Source organism: Polaromonas sp. LjRoot131 (assembly GCF_964252805.1).
Lineage (GTDB): Bacteria > Pseudomonadota > Gammaproteobacteria > Burkholderiales > Burkholderiaceae_C > Polaromonas.
Window position 1 is genome coordinate 401463 of the sequence record NZ_CAXUPF020000004.1, and the last position, 19015, is coordinate 420477.

22 protein-coding genes are annotated in these 19015 nt (G+C 66.8%); 2 read left to right on the forward strand and 20 right to left on the reverse strand.

Annotated features, from left to right (window positions below; all coding sequences use genetic code 11):
• Positions 1 to 71: 71 nt before the first annotated feature.
• The 12 genes from ACSQ27_RS19355 to ACSQ27_RS19410 form a co-directional block, all read right to left on the reverse strand.
• A complete protein-coding gene (locus ACSQ27_RS19355; RefSeq protein ID WP_436157108.1) occupies positions 72 to 740 on the reverse strand; it encodes a histidine phosphatase family protein in 669 nt (222 codons plus the stop codon).
• A 52-nt stretch (positions 741 to 792) separates the two neighbouring features.
• The gene (locus tag ACSQ27_RS19360) at positions 793 to 1803 is read right to left on the reverse strand and encodes a threonine dehydratase (protein WP_436157109.1); all 1011 of its coding nucleotides are present in this window, start codon (positions 1801 to 1803) and stop codon (positions 793 to 795) included.
• Positions 1800 to 2441, reverse strand: coding sequence for a LysE family translocator (locus tag ACSQ27_RS19365; RefSeq protein WP_436157110.1), 642 nt, complete (start codon positions 2439 to 2441; stop codon positions 1800 to 1802). The genes ACSQ27_RS19360 and ACSQ27_RS19365 overlap by 4 nt, the downstream gene beginning before the upstream one ends.
• Before the next feature lies 1 nt (position 2442).
• Positions 2443 to 3156: a VOC family protein gene (locus ACSQ27_RS19370; protein WP_436157111.1), complete on the reverse strand. Its 714-nt coding sequence runs from the start codon at positions 3154 to 3156 to the stop codon at positions 2443 to 2445.
• A 16-nt stretch (positions 3157 to 3172) separates the two neighbouring features.
• Positions 3173 to 4096, reverse strand: a complete 924-nt coding sequence (locus ACSQ27_RS19375) for a PhzF family phenazine biosynthesis protein (RefSeq protein ID WP_436157112.1) — start codon at positions 4094 to 4096, stop codon at positions 3173 to 3175.
• A 35-nt stretch (positions 4097 to 4131) separates the two neighbouring features.
• Positions 4132 to 4752, reverse strand: a complete 621-nt coding sequence (locus tag ACSQ27_RS19380) for a glutathione S-transferase family protein (protein ID WP_436157113.1) — start codon at positions 4750 to 4752, stop codon at positions 4132 to 4134.
• 1 nt (position 4753) lies between these two features.
• A complete protein-coding gene (locus ACSQ27_RS19385) occupies positions 4754 to 5392 on the reverse strand; it encodes a LysE family translocator (RefSeq protein ID WP_436157114.1) in 639 nt (212 codons plus the stop codon).
• Complete coding sequence (locus tag ACSQ27_RS19390) at positions 5389 to 6582, reverse strand: PLP-dependent aminotransferase family protein (RefSeq protein WP_436157260.1); 1194 nt, start codon at positions 6580 to 6582, stop codon at positions 5389 to 5391. The genes ACSQ27_RS19385 and ACSQ27_RS19390 overlap by 4 nt, the downstream gene beginning before the upstream one ends.
• Positions 6583 to 6729: 147 nt before the next feature.
• Positions 6730 to 7059 carry a DHCW motif cupin fold protein gene (locus tag ACSQ27_RS19395; protein ID WP_436157115.1) on the reverse strand — a complete coding sequence of 110 codons (330 nt, stop codon included), beginning with the start codon at positions 7057 to 7059 and terminating at the stop codon, positions 6730 to 6732.
• Positions 7056 to 7403, reverse strand: a complete 348-nt coding sequence (locus tag ACSQ27_RS19400) for an antibiotic biosynthesis monooxygenase family protein (protein ID WP_436157116.1) — start codon at positions 7401 to 7403, stop codon at positions 7056 to 7058. The genes ACSQ27_RS19395 and ACSQ27_RS19400 overlap by 4 nt, the downstream gene beginning before the upstream one ends.
• Positions 7403 to 8341, reverse strand: coding sequence for a DMT family transporter (locus ACSQ27_RS19405; RefSeq protein WP_436157117.1), 939 nt, complete (start codon positions 8339 to 8341; stop codon positions 7403 to 7405). Before ACSQ27_RS19405 ends, ACSQ27_RS19400 begins: the two co-directional genes overlap by 1 nt.
• Positions 8338 to 8949, reverse strand: coding sequence for a LysE family translocator (locus ACSQ27_RS19410; protein ID WP_436157118.1), 612 nt, complete (start codon positions 8947 to 8949; stop codon positions 8338 to 8340). Before ACSQ27_RS19410 ends, ACSQ27_RS19405 begins: the two co-directional genes overlap by 4 nt.
• A gap of 122 nt (positions 8950 to 9071) precedes the next feature.
• On the opposite strand from ACSQ27_RS19410, the gene ACSQ27_RS19415 reads away from it, so the two are divergent.
• Positions 9072 to 10565 (forward strand): PLP-dependent aminotransferase family protein, encoded by a 1494-nt coding sequence (locus tag ACSQ27_RS19415; RefSeq protein WP_436157119.1) that lies wholly within the window; start codon positions 9072 to 9074, stop codon positions 10563 to 10565.
• A 697-nt stretch (positions 10566 to 11262) separates the two neighbouring features.
• Here ACSQ27_RS19415 and ACSQ27_RS19420 read toward each other — a convergent pair.
• Positions 11263 to 11907 carry an NAD(P)-dependent oxidoreductase gene (locus ACSQ27_RS19420; protein ID WP_436157120.1) on the reverse strand — a complete coding sequence of 215 codons (645 nt, stop codon included), beginning with the start codon at positions 11905 to 11907 and terminating at the stop codon, positions 11263 to 11265.
• Positions 11908 to 12007: 100 nt separating this feature from the next.
• On the opposite strand from ACSQ27_RS19420, the gene ACSQ27_RS19425 reads away from it, so the two are divergent.
• On the forward strand, positions 12008 to 12955 hold the full coding sequence (locus tag ACSQ27_RS19425; protein ID WP_436157121.1) for a LysR family transcriptional regulator: 948 nt from the start codon (positions 12008 to 12010) through the stop codon (positions 12953 to 12955).
• On the opposite strand, the gene ACSQ27_RS19430 is transcribed toward ACSQ27_RS19425, so the two are convergent.
• The 7 genes from ACSQ27_RS19430 to ACSQ27_RS19460 all read right to left on the reverse strand — a co-directional run bounded on the left by ACSQ27_RS19430 (position 12942) and on the right by ACSQ27_RS19460 (position 19013).
• Complete coding sequence (locus tag ACSQ27_RS19430) at positions 12942 to 13847, reverse strand: EamA family transporter (RefSeq protein ID WP_436157122.1); 906 nt, start codon at positions 13845 to 13847, stop codon at positions 12942 to 12944. The two genes, ACSQ27_RS19425 and ACSQ27_RS19430, sit on opposite strands and share 14 nt — an antisense overlap.
• A gap of 23 nt (positions 13848 to 13870) precedes the next feature.
• Positions 13871 to 14317, reverse strand: a complete 447-nt coding sequence (locus tag ACSQ27_RS19435) for an acyl-CoA thioesterase (RefSeq protein WP_436157123.1) — start codon at positions 14315 to 14317, stop codon at positions 13871 to 13873.
• A gap of 27 nt (positions 14318 to 14344) precedes the next feature.
• Positions 14345 to 15313, reverse strand: a complete 969-nt coding sequence (locus ACSQ27_RS19440) for a dipeptidase (RefSeq protein ID WP_436157124.1) — start codon at positions 15311 to 15313, stop codon at positions 14345 to 14347.
• 73 nt (positions 15314 to 15386) lie between these two features.
• Positions 15387 to 16136, reverse strand: a complete 750-nt coding sequence (locus ACSQ27_RS19445) for an ABC transporter ATP-binding protein (protein WP_436157261.1) — start codon at positions 16134 to 16136, stop codon at positions 15387 to 15389.
• A gap of 26 nt (positions 16137 to 16162) precedes the next feature.
• Positions 16163 to 17011, reverse strand: coding sequence for an ABC transporter ATP-binding protein (locus ACSQ27_RS19450; protein WP_436157125.1), 849 nt, complete (start codon positions 17009 to 17011; stop codon positions 16163 to 16165).
• A complete protein-coding gene (locus ACSQ27_RS19455; protein WP_436157126.1) occupies positions 17008 to 17922 on the reverse strand; it encodes an ABC transporter permease in 915 nt (304 codons plus the stop codon). Before ACSQ27_RS19455 ends, ACSQ27_RS19450 begins: the two co-directional genes overlap by 4 nt.
• Positions 17919 to 19013 (reverse strand): ABC transporter permease, encoded by a 1095-nt coding sequence (locus ACSQ27_RS19460; RefSeq protein WP_436157127.1) that lies wholly within the window; start codon positions 19011 to 19013, stop codon positions 17919 to 17921. Before ACSQ27_RS19460 ends, ACSQ27_RS19455 begins: the two co-directional genes overlap by 4 nt.
• Between the last annotated feature and the right edge of the window lie 2 nt (positions 19014 to 19015).

A 19015-nucleotide genomic window follows, 5' to 3' on the forward strand; every position in this document is an offset into this window, starting at 1 on the left:
CCCGGCAATGGTAAAAACACCACGGAAGTCGGTGCAAGGTTTGCGTCAGCGTTTAGACCGTCAACAGGTTCTCAGGCGTAGGTGATCCAGCTTGCGTGTTCGGGCGCGTCCAGGTGCGGCAGGGTGTTGTAGGTCACCAGCATATGGCGCTTGGGCGTGAAGGCGAACTCGGTGAGTGAGCAGTTGCGTATGCGCAGGTTCAGCTCTATCGTGGTTTCCGGGCTGGTGCCCAGCACATGGCCCACGGCCGTCGAGATAGGCCCGCCGCTGGAGACCAGCAGCACGTTGCCGGTGTAAGTGCCGCGGATGTGGTCCAGCACGTCGGTGATGCCGCAAACAAATTCCGTGTAGCCGGGCATACCCCTGGGGCTGACCACGCCGGCCATCCACTGCGCCAGGCCGTCGCGCAGCAGGCGGAAATGGCCGCGGTATTCCTCAGGCGTGGTCGGTTTTTTGAGTTCGTGTGGATGGATCGCGCCTATGACAGCATGACTGTCGTACTCGTTGAGGCCGGGCCGCTGCTCGGCCTGCATGCTGAGGCCCATGCCTTCACAGATGCCGGCAAAGGTATCGATCTGGCGCTGCAGCGTGCCGGTGAAAGCCGCGTCAAACGTGATGCCCTTGTACTTGAAGTATTCCCCCAGGCGCAGGCTTTGCTGGCGCCCCATGGGGCTGAGCACGTCGTAATCGTCTTCGCCAAACGAGGCCTGGCCGTGGCGCACGAGGTAGAGGGTTCCCATGGGCGGATTGTGGGCGACAGTCGGGCCGGCCCTCAGTCCCGCTTGTGACGGTTCAGGCTTGGCTTAGCACCTTGGCGACAGTGGCGGTGTCGACGTTGCCGCCGCACAAGGTGGTTCCTACGACCAGGCCCTTGAGTTGGCTGCGCTCCTGCATGGCTGCGGCAAAACTCGCCGCGCCTGCACCTTCAGCGACATTGTGGGTATCGGCATACAGGTCGCGCATGGCCTGCGCCACTTCGGCGTCGGTCACTTTCACGATGTGGTCCAGGTGCGGCAACAGGATCTCGAGTGCGGCCGGATCGGCGACGCGGCAGGCCATGCCGTCGGCCAGCTGTGTGGTGACGGGCGCTTCCACCACGCGGCCGGCTGCGATTGAATCAGCATAGGTGGTGGCGTGCGCGCTGACCACACCGACGACGCGCAGTTTGCGGCCCAGCGCCAGCTTGGCGGCAATCGCCGAACAGGCGCCCGAGCCCTGGCCTATTGGCACGTAGACCACGTCGAGTTGCGGCACTGCCAGCATGAACTCCCACCAGTAGGTGCTGACACCGCGCAGCAGGCCGGCATGGAAGCTGGGCACCATGTGGGCGCCGCGTTCGGCGGCCAGTGCCATCGCAAATTCGCGGCTTTCCTGGAAGTCGTCGCCGTGTTCGATCAGCGTGACGCCCAACGCGCGCATGGCGGCGTTTTTTTCCAGCGAGTTGCCGTGCGGGGCCACGATGGTGCAGGCCACGCCGTGGGCACGCGCCGCCCAGCCTATGCTCTGGCCGTGGTTGCCGCGCGTGGCGCTGATGACTTCGGCCGGCATCTCGCCGCTTTGCCTGAGACCGTCAAAGTAGGTGAGCCCACCACGCAGCTTGAAAGCGCCGACCGGCGTGTGGTTCTCGTGTTTGATCCAGCAATCGGTGCCCAGGCGCTGGCTGGACAAACCCCACCGGTATTGCGGCGTCGCCTGGAATTCGCGGTAGACGATGCGGGCCGCGTCTTCAATCTCTTGCAGCGAGGGCAGCATGTCGTTGCCGGCGTTTTCCAGCCCCGGCGCGCGGTCCAGCACGGCGCTCATGCAGCCGCCCGCTTTTCGGTCAGCAGGCGCAGCGCCAGCAGGCCCAGCACCGTGCCCATGACGTAACGCTGCACGCGCATCCAGCTGATGTTGCGGTTCAGGAAGCCGGCGATGGCCGCGGCGAAGCAGATCAAAATCGTGTTCACGCCGGTGCTCACGCTGATCTGCACCGCGCCCAGGGTCAGGCTTTGCAGCAGCAGGTTGCCGCGCTCGGGATGCAGGAACTGCGGGAAGAAGGAGAGGTAAAACATCGCGACCTTGGGGTTCAGCAGGTTGGTCATAAAGCCCATGAGGAAGAGCGTGCGCGGCGGGTCGTTCGGCAGTTCGCGGGTTTCAAAGGGCGCGAGGCCGCCCGGCTTGACGGCCTGCCAGGCCATCCACAGCAGGTAGGCCGCGCCCGCGACCTTGATCGCGTCGAAGGCCAGCGGCACGGCCAGCAGCAGGGCCGTAAGCCCGAAGGAGGCGGCCAGCAGGTGCACCACAAAACCCAGCGCTACGCCGCTCAGCGACACCAGGCCGGCGCCGCGGCCCTGGCACAGCGTGCGCGAGATGCAATAAATCATGTTGGGCCCGGGCGTGAGCACCAGCACCAGGGCGGCGAGGGCAAACCAGGCGAGTTCGGTGGTGTTGAGCGGCATTTCAAACTCCTTTGGATTCCAGCGTGACGAGGCCGCGCGGCGTCTGCAGCGTGGCGATGAGATTGGGCGGGCCTTCCGCCAGGCCCACGCCCGCCAGGCCCAGGGCTTCGTAGCCGCCGCGCAGCGCGTCGGGGCGCGGGTGGCTCGCATGCAGCGATTGCAGCGTGACGCCCGAAGGCGCCATGCCATCGGCCGGATGGGCGTCGCCCCACTGGATCAGCGTGGGCAGCGCGCCGTAGAACAGCCGCTGCCCGTCTTCGCGCACGGTGATCTTCCAGGCCAGCGGGCCTTGCGGCGTCATGCGCGAGACTTCGAGCACTTCACCGCGGTCAAGTCCCAGCCGGGCCAGCGCCCGCACTGCCGCACTGACGCGGGGCGTAGAGGCCACAAAGTGCGCGAGCTGCGGCCCGGTTTTGGCCAGCCGCAGCTGCAGTTCGCGGTCGTCGAGGTCATACCAGCGCCTGGCCGGCGCCACACGCGGGTTGGGTGTTCCCGGATTGACCGCGATGATTTCAAAATAAGCGCGCGGAAAGGCCGGCGAGGCCACCGTGAACAGCCGGTTGTGCGTGCCCATCAGCCCATGTTCGCCGCCCGGGCCGGGCGTGATGCCCAGCACACGCTCACACCACTGCACGCCCTGCTCCAGGCTGGCCGCCACCACCACGAGGTGGTCGACCTGCGCGGCCAACGGCGGGGAGGGTGCTGTGTGTTCCATGGGTTAGGGCCTGTTGCTAAAGCGTGACGCTTCCGTCCACGCAGCTCACCGATTCACCGCCGACCCAGACCTGGCCTTGCGCATCACGCTCGATGTGCACCTGGCCCGCGCGACCCAGGCACACGCCTTGCGAGGCGGTGTAGCGCGCGGGTGCATGGCCTTCGGCGATCAGCCACTGCGCCAGGCTGGCGTTGAGGCTGCCGGTGACCGGGTCTTCGTCCACGCCTATGGGCGCGGCAAAGGCGCGTACTTCAATGTCCGGCGCAAAGGCCGCGGAAGCAGCCGGCGCCTGGGCGAAAGCCTTGGCCTCGCGGTTGGCGCGTGCGATCAGCGGCGCCGCGTCTTCATGCGGGTAGCGCGCGGCGACGCCGACCTTGATGTCCAGCTTGGTCAGCGCCTTGTGGTCGGGCATCAGGCCCAGCACGGTCTCGGGGCTGTCCAGCAGCAGGCCCAGCCAGAGCGGGCCGTTGTCCAGGCATTGCGCGGCCAGGACCTGCGTGGCCTTGAGCCCCAGCGCGGCGGCCACCTGGGCCAGCACCGAAGGGCTGGGCGCCGAGCGCTTGAGCGCCGGCGCGGCAAAGGCCAGGCGTTTTGTGCCCGGCTCGCGGCGGATTTTCACCAGGCCGACCTTGCATTCCTGCACGATGAAGTCTTTGGAGCGCGGCTGCCCGCCGGCTTCCAGCCAGCTGTGGCAGCTGCCCAGGGTGGGGTGGCCGGCAAAAGGCAGTTCACCGCCCGGCGTGAAGATGCGCACGCGGTAGTCTGCCGTGGCGTCCGTGGGCGGCAGCAGGAAAGTCGTTTCGGACAGGTTGGTCCATTTGGCAAAGCGCTGCATCGCGGCATCGTCCAGGCCGCTGCCGTCCATCACCACGGCCAGGGGGTTGCCGTAGTAAGGGGTGGGCGTGAATACATCGACTTGCTTGAATGCGCGTGGCTTCATGGGAGGTTTCAGTTTTCCAGGGGGAGGTTGAAGATTCAGGAGAGGGGCAGGTCCAGCACGCCGCGCGCCGCGGGCCGCGCCAGCAGGGCCTGGTACCAGCGGTCCAGGTGAGGCCGCGCGGGCCGCGGCTGCGGCAGGCCGAACCAGCGGTGCATTTCGCAGCCCAGCGGGATGTCGGCCATGCCGAAGTGGTCGCCGCCGATGAAGGCGTGGTCAGCCAGGTGCGCATCGAGCAAGGCCAGCAGCGGCTCGGTGGCGGCCACCGATTGCGCGATCAGCCCGGCATTGCGCTGCTCCGCCGGCGTGCGTATCCACTGGATGAAGGCGGCGCGGCCGGCCGGGTTGAAGGTGGTCTGCTGCCAGTCCATCCACTGTTCGGCCGCAAAACGCTGCGGCAGCGCCGTAGGATAAAAGTCGCCCTGCGAGTATTTGGCGCACAGGTAGCGCACGATGACATTGGATTCCCAGACCAGGGCCTCACCGTCTTCGAGCAAGGGCACCAGTGCGTTCGGGTTCTTGCGCTGGTAATCAGGCTCTTTGACGATGCCGAACTGGCCGCCGGCGTCGGTACGCTGCAGGGTCAGGCCCAGCTCTTGCGCGGCCCACACCACCTTGCGGACATTGATGGAGCTGAGGCGCCCCCAGAGATGCAGCATGTCAGATTCCTTTGGAAGGCCGGTCGAGGAAAAGAAGCCTGAGCGCGAGCCCGGCCATGACAAAAGCCAGCAGGCCGCGCTGGAACTTCGCGGCGCCGGGGCGCACCTGCAGGCGCCGCCCGATCCGCCCGCTGAAAGCGCCCAGCACGGTGTTGAAGGCCAGCGCCATCGCCGACAGCAGGGCGCCCAGCACCAGCAATTGCAGCGTGACGTGGCCCTGCCCCGGGTTCACGAACTGCGGCAGGAAGACCATGAAAAACAGCAGCGCCTTCGGGTTCACCAGGTTGTTCAGCAAGGCCATGCGCACGATACGCGCGAAACCAGCAGGAACGGCCTCGGCATCACGGCGCGCGCCGGCCGGGCGCAGGGCTTGCAGAGCCAGCCACAGCAGGTAAAGCGCACCGGCATAACGCAGCACGTCAAAGGAGGGCGGCCATGCCGCGACCAGCGCGGTCACGCCCGTTGCGGCGCACAGCGTGTGCACCAGGTCGGCCGCCGAGATGCCGATGGCGGCCGCGAAGCCGCCGCGCACGCCATGCGCCAGCCCGTGCGAGAGCACAAAGGCCATGTTGGGGCCGGGCGAGGCGAACAGCGCCAGAACCGCCAGCACAAACAGCGACAGCGTGCCCGTGTCCATCATGCCGCCGCGCGCAATTCAGGAACGCCCGTGGGCAGCTGCTCGCGTATGGCCGCGGCCAGCGCGGCGATGCCGATGTTGATCTGCTCGACGCTGGAGGTCACAAAGGACAGGCGCAGCGTGCGAATGTCGGCATGGTCGGCGTAAAAGGCCCAGCCGGGCACAAAGGCCACGTTGCGCTCCACGGCCTTGGGCAGCAGGTCGATGGCGTTCATGCCTTCGGGCAGGCGCACCCACAAAAACATGCCGCCGGCCGGCGTGTTCCAGCTCACGCCCTCGGGCATGTCGCGCTGCATCGCGGCCAGCATGGCGTCGCGCTGGGATTTGTAGAGCGCGCGTATGGTCGGCACGTGGCGGTCCAGGAAATTGTTTTTCATGGTCTCGACCACCATGCGCTGGTTGAAGCCGGGCGTGTGCAGGTCGGCGGCCTGTTTGGCCTGCAGCAGCTTGGGATACAGCGCCTTGGGCGCGACCAGGAAACCCAGGCGCAGTCCGGGTGCCAGGATCTTGGAGAAGGAGCCCATGTAGACGCAGCCCTCGGGGTTGCGCGCGGTCAGCGGCAGCGGCGGCGGCGTGTCGAACCACAGGTCGCCGTAGGGGTTGTCTTCCACGATGGGCAGGCCCAGGCGCGCGGCCTCGGCGCTCAGCGCAGCGCGGCGCGCCTCGCTCATGGTGCGGCCGGTGGGGTTCTGGAAGTTGGGCAGCACGTAGAAGAAGCGCGCGCCGGCGGCCTTGCTGGCCAGGTCGGCGATGTCCACGCCTTCGTCGTCGCTGGCCACGCCCACGACCTCGGGCTCCATGGGCGTGAAGGCCTGCAGCGCGCCCAGGTAGGTGGGGGTTTCGACCAGCACGCGGCTGCCTTCATCGATCAGGATTTTGGCGATCAGGTCCAGGCCCTGCTGCGAGCCGGTGGTGATCAGCACCTGGTCCGGGTCGACCTCCCAGGGCAGCATGGCGGCCACCATTTCGCGCAGCGGCGCATAGCCTTCGCTGGCCGCGTACTGCAGCGCGGCATGGCCGTCTTCCCGCAGCACCTTGTCGCAGGCTTCACGGAAGGCGGCGACCGGAAAGGTCTTGGGCGACGGCAGGCCGCCGGCAAAACTGATGATGCCGGGCTTTTCGGTGACCTTGAGGATCTCGCGGATCACCGAGGGGTTCATTTTTTTGGCGCGTTGCGCCTGGGTCCATGTCATGTCGCTCATCTCACTCTCCTCCTTGTGGGCCGCCGCGGGCGGCCCGGGTCACACAATGGTTTGAAATTTCACGGCGCCGAAGCGCGCGGCCATGGAACATGATCGCAGCCTGGCGGTTTTACGCAAGAGACAGTCCATGCGGGCCGCTCAATCCACCACAAACAGGGTGGCACCCAGCGGCGCGGTGGAACGGTGGGCTTCGGCCTGGTCGGCGACCTGGTAGCTCATGCCGGGCTCCAGCGTAAAGCGCCGGCCGTCCTCGAGTTCGGTATGCAGCTGACCCTGAAGGCACAGCAGGATGTGGCCCTTTTTGCACCAGTGGTCGGACACGTAGCCCGGCGTGTATTCGACCATGCGCACGCGCACATCGCCGAACTGCTGGGTGCGCCAGAAAGCCTTGCCTTCCAGGGCCGAATGTTCGGTGCGGGCCACCGCGGACCAGTCGGTGATGCCGAAGGGGATGTTATGGACGTTCATGCGGCCTGCCCCGCCTCGCGTGCGCGTTCGTTGGGCGTGATGTGGGCGATGGTGCCGTCGCCGTAGGAGCGCAGCACCTGCGAGATGACGATATGAAAGCCTTTGTACCACTGGGTGTACTGGCGCTTGGCCTCCAGGTGTTTCGGATGGACCGAAAAAGCGCGCAGTGCCTCCTGGTTGTCCCAGAAATAGGTGGCGTTGCTGCGTGTGCCGTCGGGCGAACGCCAGGTTTCCGCGCCCAGGTAGCCGGGCGTGGCGTGGGCGGCTTCCTCGATCAGCGCGTCCAGCGCGTGGAAACGTTCGTCATAGGTGCCGGGTTCGAAAATAAAGGCGGCGCAGTACATCAGGTCTTCCTCGGGTGCAGCAAAGAGGGGGGCATGGCGGCCGGCTGGTGCACCGGCATTTTTTTGCCGATGAACACGGTGGCGATCACCGCCAGGCCGAAGCCCACGGTCACGGCGTCCAGGCGCTCGCCGAGCAGCGGCACCGCGAACAGCATGGACAAAAACGGCTGCACCAGCTGCACCTGGCTGACGCGCACCGTGCCGCCCAGCGCCAGGCCGCGGTACCAGGCGAAAAAGCCCAGCCACATCGAGAACACCGCGACATAGCCGAATCCCCACCAGGCGGCGGCCTTGACGGGCCCGGCGGGCCAGCTGAAGGCGGCCAGCGGCAAGGTCAGCGGCAGGGCCAGCACCAATGCCCAGCAGATCACGTGCTCGGCCCGCATGCCTTGCGAGAGCCTGGCGCCGTAGCCGTAGCCGACGGCGGCGCACAGCATGGCGGCCAGCAGCAACAGGTCGGCCGGGCTGATGGACAGGCCGCCGCCGCCCGAGCGCAGCATGGCAAAAGCCACTACCAGCGCGCTGCCCAGGGCCGCGCACAGCCAGAAGCCGGCGGAAGGGCGCTGGCGGTGCAGCAGCGCGCCGACGGCCGCGGTCGCCAGCGGCAGCACGCCGACGATGACGCTCGCATGCATGGCCTCCACGTGGCGCATGGCGATCGAGGTGAACAGCGGAAAACCGAAGACCACACCGCCCGCGGTGACGGCCAGCGGCCACCATTGCTCGCGCCTCGGGAAAGGCGCGCGCGTGGCCAGCAGGAACACGGCCGACAGTGCCGCGGCCACCACGGCGCGGCCCAGCGCGATGAAAACGCCCGACATCTGCGGCGCGTCGGGCGTGCCGACGGCCAGCCGCGTCATCGGCAGCGTGACCGAGAAGATCACGATGCCCAGCAGGCCCAGCCAGAGGCCCTTGGTGATTTGCGCGTTCGGGCTCATATAAACAGCATCCAGATCGCGGTGGCTACCAGCACGGCCGCCATGACGTAATTGAACCAGCGCAGCCGCAGGCCGCTACCGGCCGGGCCGGTAAGCCATTCACGCAGCAACGAGCCGGCGAGGGCGTAGGCCAGATTGCTCACAAAGGCATAGGCCAGCATCACGGGCAGCACGATGGCCAGGCGCATGCCGGGCGCTTCGCGGCCGGCGATCCAGCCGCTGACGATGGCCAGCGCCAGCATCCAGGCCTTGATGTTGACGAACTGCAGGGCCGCGCCCTGCCAGAAGGTGACGTTCAGGCGGGACGCATCGGCCTCGCTGAGCTGGCGCGACTGCGAGACCTTGAACGCCAGCCACAGCAAATAGGCCACGCCGACGACCTTGACGGCCAAGGTCAGCAGCGGCACTGCGAGCACCAGCGCGCCCAGGCCCAGTGCGCACACCAGCAGCAACGCGCCCCAGCCGACGGGCACGGCGCAGACGAAAGGCAGCGCACGGCGCAAACCGTGATTGGCCCCGAGCGCGGTGGACAGCGTGGTGTTGGGCCCGGGCGAAAAACTCATCGCCGTGGCCAGCACCAGTAAAGCCGTAAATTCTTGCCAGTTCATGTTTCAGACTTTATAGTTGAAAGCAATACACCACCAATACAGTTATCGGTACAAATTTCAAAACTGTATTGGTCAAATTGTCAGCACACACGCTCCGTCCCAGGAGCCATAAGGTTCGCAGCATGTTGATGAAAACCGCTTCCCTCTCCCTGACCGAACAGCTTTCGGCGCGCTTTGCCGAGCGCATCCGCAGCCGCCTGCTGGCGCCCGGTGCCCGCCTGCCCTCGGTGCGCCTGTGCGCCGAACAACAGGGCGTGAGTGTGTCCACCGTGGTGGCCGCGTATGACCAGCTGCTGGCGCAGGGCCTGGTGGTGGCGCGCAAGAACCGCGGATTTTTTGTGCGCGATGCCTCGCTCAACGCGGCGCTGGCGCCGACCCTCCAGGCCCCGGCCATGGCGCAGGCCGGAAAGCAAGGAACAGCGCCGGCGATGGCCGCCGGCCTGGCGCCGTTGGGCGCCTGGAGCACCGCCGGCTGGATGCACACGCGCCAGGCGCCGGTCGACGCGACCGCGCTGATACGCGGCATGTTCCACAAGGTCAGCAACAAGCCCCAGCCCGGCATGGGCGTGTTCCCGTCCGACTGGCTGGAGACCAGCTTCATGCCGACGGCCGTGCGCAAAGTCACCAGCGTCAGCGCGCTGCGGGATTTTTCGCTGCAGTACGGCGAACCCATGGGCGACAGCGGCCTGCGCCGCGCGCTGTCGCAGAAACTGAGCGCGCTCAATGTGCATGCCGTGCCCGAGCAGATCATCACCACGGTCGGTGCCACGCATGCGCTGGACATCGTGAGCCGCACGCTGCTGCGCGCCGGCGACTGCGTGATGGTGGAGGAGCCCGGCTGGGCCGTCGAGTTCGCCCGGCTGGACGCGCTGGGCATGCGCATCCTGCCGGTACCGCGCCGCGCCGACGGGCCCGACCTGGAGGTGATGGCGCAGTACTGCGAGATCCACCAGCCCAAGCTGTTTGTCAGCGTCAGCGTGTTCCACAACCCCACCGGCTACTGCCTCACACCGGGCAGTGCCCACCGCGTGCTGCAGCTGGCAATGCAGCACAACTTCCACATCGTTGAAGACGACACCTACAGCCACCTGGCACCCGAACACGCCACGCGGCTGTGCTCACTCGACGGTTTGCAGCGCACGATTTACGTCAGCGGTTTCGCCAAGATCCTCGCCCCCGGCTGGCGCGTCGGTTTCATGGCCGCGCCGCCCGATTTGGTCGAGCGCCTGCTCGACACCAAGCTGCTGGCCACGCTGACGACGCCGGCCCTGCTCGAAAAGGCGCTGGCCTGGTGCATAGACCAGGGCCAGCTGCGCCGCCACGCCGAACGCATACGCACCCGGCTGGATGCCGCCCGCGCCCGCAGCGTCAAGCTGGCCGTCGCCCACGGCTGCACCTTCGCGGCCGAGCCCGCGGGCCTGTTCGGCTGGGTGGACACCGGCGTCGACACCGACGCGCTGGCGCAGCGCATGCTCGACGAGGGCTACCTGATCGCCCCGGGGGCGCTGTTCCATGCGGTGCGGGCGCCCAGCACCTTGATGCGGATCAATTTTGCGACCACGCAGGAGGCGGCGTTCTGGAAGGTTTTTGCGCGACTTAGGGATGCGGGGAAGTAGCCGGGTCTTGCGCCGGCTGTCCGCACTCCCTCTGTTCTCTTTGCTGAGTTCTGCTGGCCGGGGGTTGCCCGGCAGCAAGTAACTTTCTTTTGCTTCGCCAAAAGAAAGTCACCAAAGAAAAGGCGACCCGCAGTCTGGGTCCCTACGCTTCGCTACGGGCAACCTGCGGTGCTCGACTACGGCGGGGTCTCGCGCAAACTCGCTTCGCTCAGACAAGCGCGATCCCTGATCCGCCTACGTCTGCGCTCCTCGGCCCAGCCAGGACGGGGCAAGCGGAAGCGGGGAAAGAAGACAGAAAACGAAAACACAAAGAAGACAAATACAAACAAGGACTCGCCAAGGCGAGTCCTTGTTTCTTCAGGTATTCAGTATTTGGATTCCTTCTCCCCGCTCCCACCCCTTGTGGATGCGCCGAGGAGCGCAGGGCCGGACGGATCAGGGATCGCGTTGTCTGAGCCGAAGGCGAGTTTAGCGAGACCCCGTCTGGACCGAGCACCGCAGGTTGCCCGTAGCGAAGCGTAGGGACGCAGCAACCAGGGTCGCCTTTTCTTTTGCTTACTTTTCTTTTGGCGAAGCAAAAGAAAAGTAAGTTGCCGCCGGGCAACCCCCGGCCAGCAGCACTAAGCAAGGAGAACAGGAGAGCGCGCAAGACCGGCGCAAGACCCGGCCCCCCCATTCGCTGCAAGGCCAATCAGCCTCAATTGGCCACAGTAAACCGCCGCTGCAGATGCCGAGGCATCTCAACCTCATCCACGATAGCCACGGCCAGGTCGGCCACAGAGATACCCGCCGGCTGCTCGCCCTGGCCGGACAACAGCTCATCCGCACCCAGCCGGTATTTGCCGCTGCGCTCACCGGGCGCCAGGCCAATGGGAGGCGAAACAAAACTCCAGTCCAGCGTGCTTTCAAGCTTGAGCTGATTCAGCGCCTCACGGGCAGCCAAAGCGCCCTGCTTGTACTGCGCGGGAAACTCCGGCGTGTCGACCAGCTGCGGGCCGGGCGCCACATACAGGCTGCCCGCGCCACCCACCACCAACAGTCGCTTGACGCCGGCCTGCTTGACGCCCTTCACGATGGCCTGGCTGGCCTGCAGGTGCAGGTCATAAATCTTCGGCTCGCCCCAGCCGGGGTTGTAGGCGCTGATGACAGCGTCATGGCCAGCCACGGCATTGGCGACCTGGCCGGCATCCAGCGCGTCGGCGGCCACGACCTTCAGGCCGGTTTGCGGCGCGACTTTGCCGGGGTTGCGCGCCAGCACGGTGACTTTGTGGCCTCGGCTCAGCAGCTCGGAAAGAATAGGGGCGCCGACAAAACCGGTGGCGCCTATGAGTGCGATGTTCATGGAAATTTCCCTGTTGGTGAAAGAAGCCGTTAGTTTGATTACTTCACAACAAGCTGAATAGACGGCAAAATTCGCCAACACTGTGAAGCATTACTAATCAATGACTGACAAATCCCTGGACCAGCTCAAACGCATGGCCGTCTTTGCCGAGGTCGTGGCGGCGGGATCACTGACGGCGGCGGCGCGCCGCCTGGGCATGACGCCTTCGGCCGTGAGCCAGCATTTGCGCCAGCTTGAACAGGCGCTGGGCCTGGCCCTGCTGCACCGCTCGACCCGGCGCCTGACGCTGACCGAGGCCGGTGAGCGCTACCACGCGGGTTGCGCCGCCATGGTGGGCGCGGCGCGCGAGGCTGAACAGGCGCTGGTGCGCCTGCGCGACGAACCCGAGGGCGAATTGCGGCTGGCCGCGCCCATCGGCTTTGGCGGCCTGCTGGCATCGGCGCTGGCGCCGCTGCGCGGCCATCCCAGGCTCAGCCTGCGGCTGCTGCTGGACGACACCGTCATCGACCTGATCGAGCAGCGGGTGGACATCGCCCTGCGGGTAGGGCAACTGGCCGACTCATCGCTGGTGGCGCGCAAGCTGGGCAGCATGACGCGCGTGTTGTGCGCCTCACCGGCCTACCTGGCCGAGCGCGACTGGCCCGCACACCCACAGGATTTGCTGCAGCACGACTGGTTGGCCAGCCGGCCGCAAAACACGGGGGCGGAGATGCTCGAGCTGGAAGGCCCCGGCGGCGAGCGTGAAATCTTGCGGTTGGACGCGCGCGTGCAGGCCTCGCAGGTCACGGCCGTGCATGCGCTGTGCGTGGCAGGCTGGGGCATCAGCATGGCGGTGAGTGAAGACGACCGCCAGGCGCTGGCCGACGGCAGGCTGCTGCCGGTGTTGCCCAGCTGGCGGCTGACGGACATGCCGCTGTATGCCGTGACACCGCGGCGCGGCGAGCAGCCGGCCAAGGTACGGCATACGCTGGACTTGCTGGCAGCCTGGTTTGCCCGGCAGGACAACGGCGGCATGGCTGCCGCCGCCCGAAGCGCTAACGCCGCTTGACCAGCCCGCCCAGCATCACACATGCCAGCGCGGCCACCACAAAGGCGACGCCGGCCCACTGCCAGGGCGTGACGACTTCGCCCAGCACCAGCATGCCGGTGGCCAGGCCCACCACGGGCACACCCAGGCTGAAAGGCGCGACGCGGTTCGCGGGGTGACGCTTGAGCAGATTCGTCCACAGGCCGTAGCCCAGGATGGTGGCGGCCCAGCCCAGGTAGGCCACGGCCGCCCAGCTGGAGGCGCGCGCCTCCAGCCAGCGCCAGCGCACGGCCTCGGGATCAAAAGCCCAGGACAGCGCCGCAAAAGGCAGCACGGCCACCAGGCTGCTCCACACCACAAAGGCCAGCGGCGAATAGTCCTTGTAGGTCTGCTGCACACGCCGCGCCACGATGTTGGACATGGCCCACATGGCCGCCGCGCACAGCGTGAGCACAAAACCCAGCGGCGTGGTGGCGCCGCCGCCCTCCGTGCCCACGTAGTTGAGCGCAAAGCAGGCCAGGCCGAGCGCCGCGAGCCCCAGGCCGGCCTGCAGCGGGCGGCTGGCGCGTTCGTGCAACAGCACAAAACCGAACAGCGCGGTCCAGAACACCTGGGTCTGCTGCAGCACCGAAGCCAGCGCGGCCGTCATGCCGACCTTGAGCGCGAAAAACAGGATGCCGAACTGCCCCACGCCCTGCAGCAAGCCATACCCCACTACCCACTTCCAGGCCACCTTGGGTGGGCGGACCAACAGCACCAGCGGCAGCACCGCGAACACATAGCGGGCGGTGCCCAACTGGAAAGGCGTGAAGTCGCGCAGCGCGAATTTCATCACCACAAAGTTGATGCCCCACAGCATGACCACCGTGAGGGCGGCCGCGAGATCGCGGCCCGTCAGGGCATTGTTTTGCATCGAGGTGTCGGGGGCGCTGCGCTTCAGGCCGGCTGCATGGCGCGCGCGGCGTCCAGGTGTGCCTTGACGCGCTGGGCCAGCGCAACGTCGCCGGGCGTCTCGGGCCGCCACTCCTGGGCAGGCAAGGCCTTGCCGTCCAGATCCACCGCGACGAAGACAACCAGGCACTCGGTGATGACCTGCATCTGGCCGACTTTCATGTCGCCGGCGCGCACTTCCACCGAGATGTTCATGCTGGTCGTGCCGGTGTAGGCCAGTCGGGCTTCGACTTCGACCAGGTCGCCGATCATGATGGGCCGCTGGAAACGGATGCTGCCCACCGAGACGGTGACGCAGTAGCGCTTGGCCCAGCTGGTGGCGCAGGCGTAACCGGCCTCGTCAATCCATTTCATGACGGTGCCGCCGTGCACCTTGCCGCCGAAGTTGACGGTGCTGGGTTCGGCCAGGAAGCGGAGGGTGATAGAGGACATGGGGACTGCCGGTGGGTTGCGGGATGTTCAGTCGTGCCAGACGGTGGCGGCGACACGCATCATATTGTCACCCATCACGCCTTCGATCTCGGCGGCACCCAGGCCCACCTGGCGCAGAGCGTCAGGCAGCAACTGCCAGGTCTCAACCGGCGTGTAGGTCATGCGCTGCACGGCGCGGTTGTAGCCGGCCGACTTCGGCCACCAATAAGTGGGGTCGTAGTCGCCGGGCGGGTTGTCGTCGAGTTCGTCCTGCCGGAAGCTGATGTCCAGGCCTATGCCCACATGCTGCGCGCCGACCAGGCCGGCCACATAAGCCACGTGCCGCGCCATGTCGTCGGCGGTGGGCGTTCGCGTGCCCAGGAAGGCCGAGACGCCCGAGACACAGACCACGCCGCCGGTCGCGGCGCAGGCGCGTATCTGCTCGTCGCTGATGTTGCGGCCGTGCTCGACCAGCGCCAGCGGGTTGGCATGGCTGAAGATCACCGGCTTGGCCGACGCCGCCATGATGTCCAGGCTGCAGCGGCGGCCGGTGTGCGAGCAGTCCATCAACATCCCGGCCTCGTTGACGGCCCGCACCATGCGCACGCCCAGCGGCGTGAGGCCGCGCGCCTCGTCGTGGCAGCCGTCGGCCACGCTGTTGTTGCGGTTGTAGGCGAAGTGGATTTGCCGCACGCCCAGGTCGCGGTACAGGGCCACCATCTCGGGATGTTCCTGCAGCGGCATCGCGCCTTCGAGGTCAAAGCCGATGGCGAGCCGGCCCGCCGCCGCGGCCTCGCGGATTTCTTCCACGCTGGACACCAGACGGTAGCGCTCGGGGTTCGCTGCGATCTTCGCGCGGAAGGCGGCGATCACCGCCATGATCTGCGCCACCGGGTTCATGTCCATGCCGACGTTGATGGAGACGTAGTGGACGCCCGCCGCGCGTAGCGCGTCCATGGGCGAAAAATCGGCCGCCGGATGCAGCGGCAGGCAGGCGTGGGCTTCCCAGTGGATCATGGCGGTGGTTCGGTGGATTGAAGGGAAATTAAAGCATGTGCCCGGCTGGTACGCCAGCGGGTGCGGTAACGATTTACGTCGTAGCCGGTGCTCGCTTGAAACCGGTGGAGGCCTCCATCAGGCTCAGTGTGTAGGCGTTGCTGGCCTTGTGCGCCGCGAGGTCGGCCGAGGCCAGCATTTCGACCGTCTGGCCGCGCTGCATCACCATCAGCCGTTCGCACAGGTGGGTAACGACGGCCAGGTCGTGGCTCACCATGATGAAGGTCAGGCCGCGCCGGCGGCGCAATTCCTCGAGCAGGTTGAGCACCTCGGCCTGCACCGAGGCGTCGAGCGCCGAGGTCGGCTCATCCAGCAGCAGGATTTGCGGCTCCAGGATCAAGGCTCGCGCAATCGCGATGCGCTGGCGCTGCCCGCCCGAAAGCTGGTGCGGGTAGCGAAAACGAAAGCCCGTGCCCAGGCCGACTTCCTCCAGCGCACGCTCGATGCGCGCTTCCGCGTCGCCGATGCCGTGGATGGCCAGCGGTTCGGCCAGGATGCGGTCCACCGTGTGGCGTGGGTGCAGTGAGCCATAGGGGTCCTGGAACACCATCTGCACCTGCCGCCTGAAAGCCTTGCTGCCGGGCGCGCTGTCCTGGCCCAGCAGCCGGACCGTGCCGGCGGTGCGCGGCGCCAGTCCGCAGATGGCGCGCAGCACCGTGGATTTTCCCGAACCCGATTCGCCGACGATGCCGAAGCTCTCGCCGGGACTCACGGTAAAAGACGTATCGGCGACCGCGACAAAACCGTCGTACTCCACGCGCAGGCCGCTGGCCTCCAGGCCCAGCGCGTTTGGCGCGGCCGCCGCCGCGTTCACAGCGCCCACTCCGGTTTTCGGTCCAGCGTGGCCAGCGGATGCGTCGAGCTGCCCAGCTGCGGCAGGCAGGCCATCAGCCCGCGCGTGTAAGGATGCTGCGCATTCGCGAGGCCGCCGGCGGCAAGCTCCTCCACCACCCGGCCGGCATACATCACCAGGATGCGGTCGCAAAAGGTGGACACCAGCCGCAGGTCATGCGAGACCAGGATCAGGCCCATGCCGCGTTCGGCCACCAGGGTGTCGAGAATGGACAGCACCTGCAGCTGCACCGTCACGTCCAGGGCCGAGGTGGGTTCGTCGGCGATCAGCAGGTCGGGGTCGGCGATCAGCATCATGGCGATCATCGCGCGCTGGCCCATGCCGCCGGACACTTCATGCGGATAGAGTTTGTAGACGCGCGCCGGATCGTCGATACGCACCGACTCCAGCGCAGCCAGCGCGCGCTTCTTCGCCTCGGCAGATGACACGCGGGTGTGCGCCTGCAACGTCTCCACGATCTGCGCGCCTATGGTCATGACCGGGTTCAGCGAAAACTTCGGGTCCTGCAGCACCATGGCGATGCGGCCGCCGCGCAATTCGCGGCGCTGGGCCGGCGCGCAGTTGAGCAAATCCACGCCGGCAAATTCGAGGCGCCTGGCGCTGATGCGGCCTTCTGGTGCGGTCAGCCCCATGATGGCGCGGCCGGTCTGCGACTTGCCGGATCCCGACTCGCCGACGATGCCCAGGCGCTCGCGGCCCAGCGTGAAAGAGACGCCGCGCACGGCGTTCGTCATGCCGCCGTCGCGGCGCGGGAAGCTGACGCGCAAGTCCTCGACGACGAGCAGGGGTGTTGAGGCGTCCGTCATTTCGCGGCCTTGGGGTCCAGTGCGTCGCGCAGGCCGTCACCCAGCAGGTTGAAGGCCAAGCTGACGACAAAAATCGCCGCGCCCGGAGCGGCCGCCACCCACCATTGGTCCAGCACATAGAGCCGGCCGTTGGCGATCATCGCGCCCCACTCGGGCATGGGCGGCTGCGCGCCCAGGCCCAGGAAGCCCAGGCCGGCGGCCGTCAAAATAATGCCGGCCATGTCCAGCGTCACGCGCACGATCACCGAGGACAGGCACAGCGGCATGATGTGGCCCAGCACGATGCGCCAGGGCGAAGCGCCCAGCAATTGCACGGCGGCGATGTAGTCGGTCTGGCGTATCGTCAGCGTCTCGGCCCGCGCCATGCGCGCGTAGGGTGGCCAGGAGGTGATGGCGATGGCGATCACCGCGTTCTGGATGCCGGGGCCCAGCGCCGCGACAAAGGCCAGCGCCAGGATGAGGCGCGGAAACGCCAGAAAGATGTCGGTGATGCGCATCAGCACCGCGTCGACCCAGCCGCCGGCATAACCGGCCACGGTGCCGACGATGAGCCCCAGCGGAGCGGCCAGCACCGCCACCAGGATCACCACCATCAACGTGATGCGCGAGCCGATGATGATGCGCGAGAGGATGTCACGCCCCTGGTCGTCGGTGCCGAACCAGTGCGCCCACGAAGGCGGCAACAAGCGCGTGGTGCGCAGGTCGCCGGTGTAGGCCGAATAGGGCGCCAGCAGGTCGGCGAAGATGGCCACCAGCACCAGGCCCAGCACGATGAAGAGGCCCAGCATGGCCAGCCGGTTGCGCGAAAAATCACGGCAGCCGTGGTAGACCCGGCCCATAAAGGCCTGGCGGCGGGAGCCTGGCCTGTCAGTGCTGAGCCAGTCGCGCAGGGATGCCGCTTTGGAGCTCATCGGATGCGTGTCCTTGGGTCTAACAATTTATAGAGCACATCAGACAATAGATTCAAGCCCACAAAAATCGAGCCCACGATGATGGTGCCGCCCAGCACCGCATTCATGTCGGCGTTCTGCAGCGAGTTGGTGATGTACAGGCCCAGGCCCGGCCAGGCAAACACGGTCTCCGTCAGCACCGAGCCCTCGAGGAGGCCCGCGTACGACAGCGCGATCACCGTCACCAGCGGCACCATGGCATTGCGCAGCGCGTGGCGCCAGATAATGCGCGACTCCGACAAACCCTTGGCGCGCGCGGCGATCACGTATTCCTGCGCGAGTTCGTTGAGCATGAAGGAGCGCGTCATGCGGCTGATGTAGGCCAGCGCGAAATAGCCCAGCAGCGAGGCCGGCAGTATCAGGTGCGAAAACACATTGCGGAAAGCCTCCCACTCGCCGGCCATGGCGGTGTCGAGCAAGAGCAGGCCGGTGACCGGTGTGAGCGTGTACTCATACGTCACATCGATACGCCCCGGCCCCGACACCCAGCCCAGCCGCGCATAAAACACCACCAGCGCCATCAATCCCAGCCAGAAGATGGGCACCGAATAACCGACCAGGCCGATCACGCGCACCACTTGGTCCACGAATTTGCCGCGCCGCACCGCCGCCCACACGCCCAGCGGAACACCCAGGCCCGCGCCTATCAAGATGCCCAGGCTGGCGAGTTCCAGCGTGGCCGGGAAGGCGCGCTTGATGTCCGTCATCACCGGGTTGGCGGTCAGCACCGAGGTGCCGAAATCGCCCTTGAGCACCTTGCTCAGGTAGATGTAGAACTGCTGGTAGATCGGCTTGTCCAGGCCCAGTTCCTGGCGCGCCCGCTCAATCACATGGGCCGGCGCCCGGTCGCCCACGATGGCCAGCACCGGGTCTATGGGAATCACCCGGCCTATGAAGAAGGTCACGGCGAGCAGGCCCAGGTAGGTGAGCAGGATCACCACCAGGAAGTTGCCAAAACTTTTGGCGTGAGGCGCCAGGCGCTGGCCGGCCGTGCGCGTGCTCACCGTGGTGAGCGGCGCCATGCCGGCTGCCGTGGGGTCGGGGATAGCCAAAG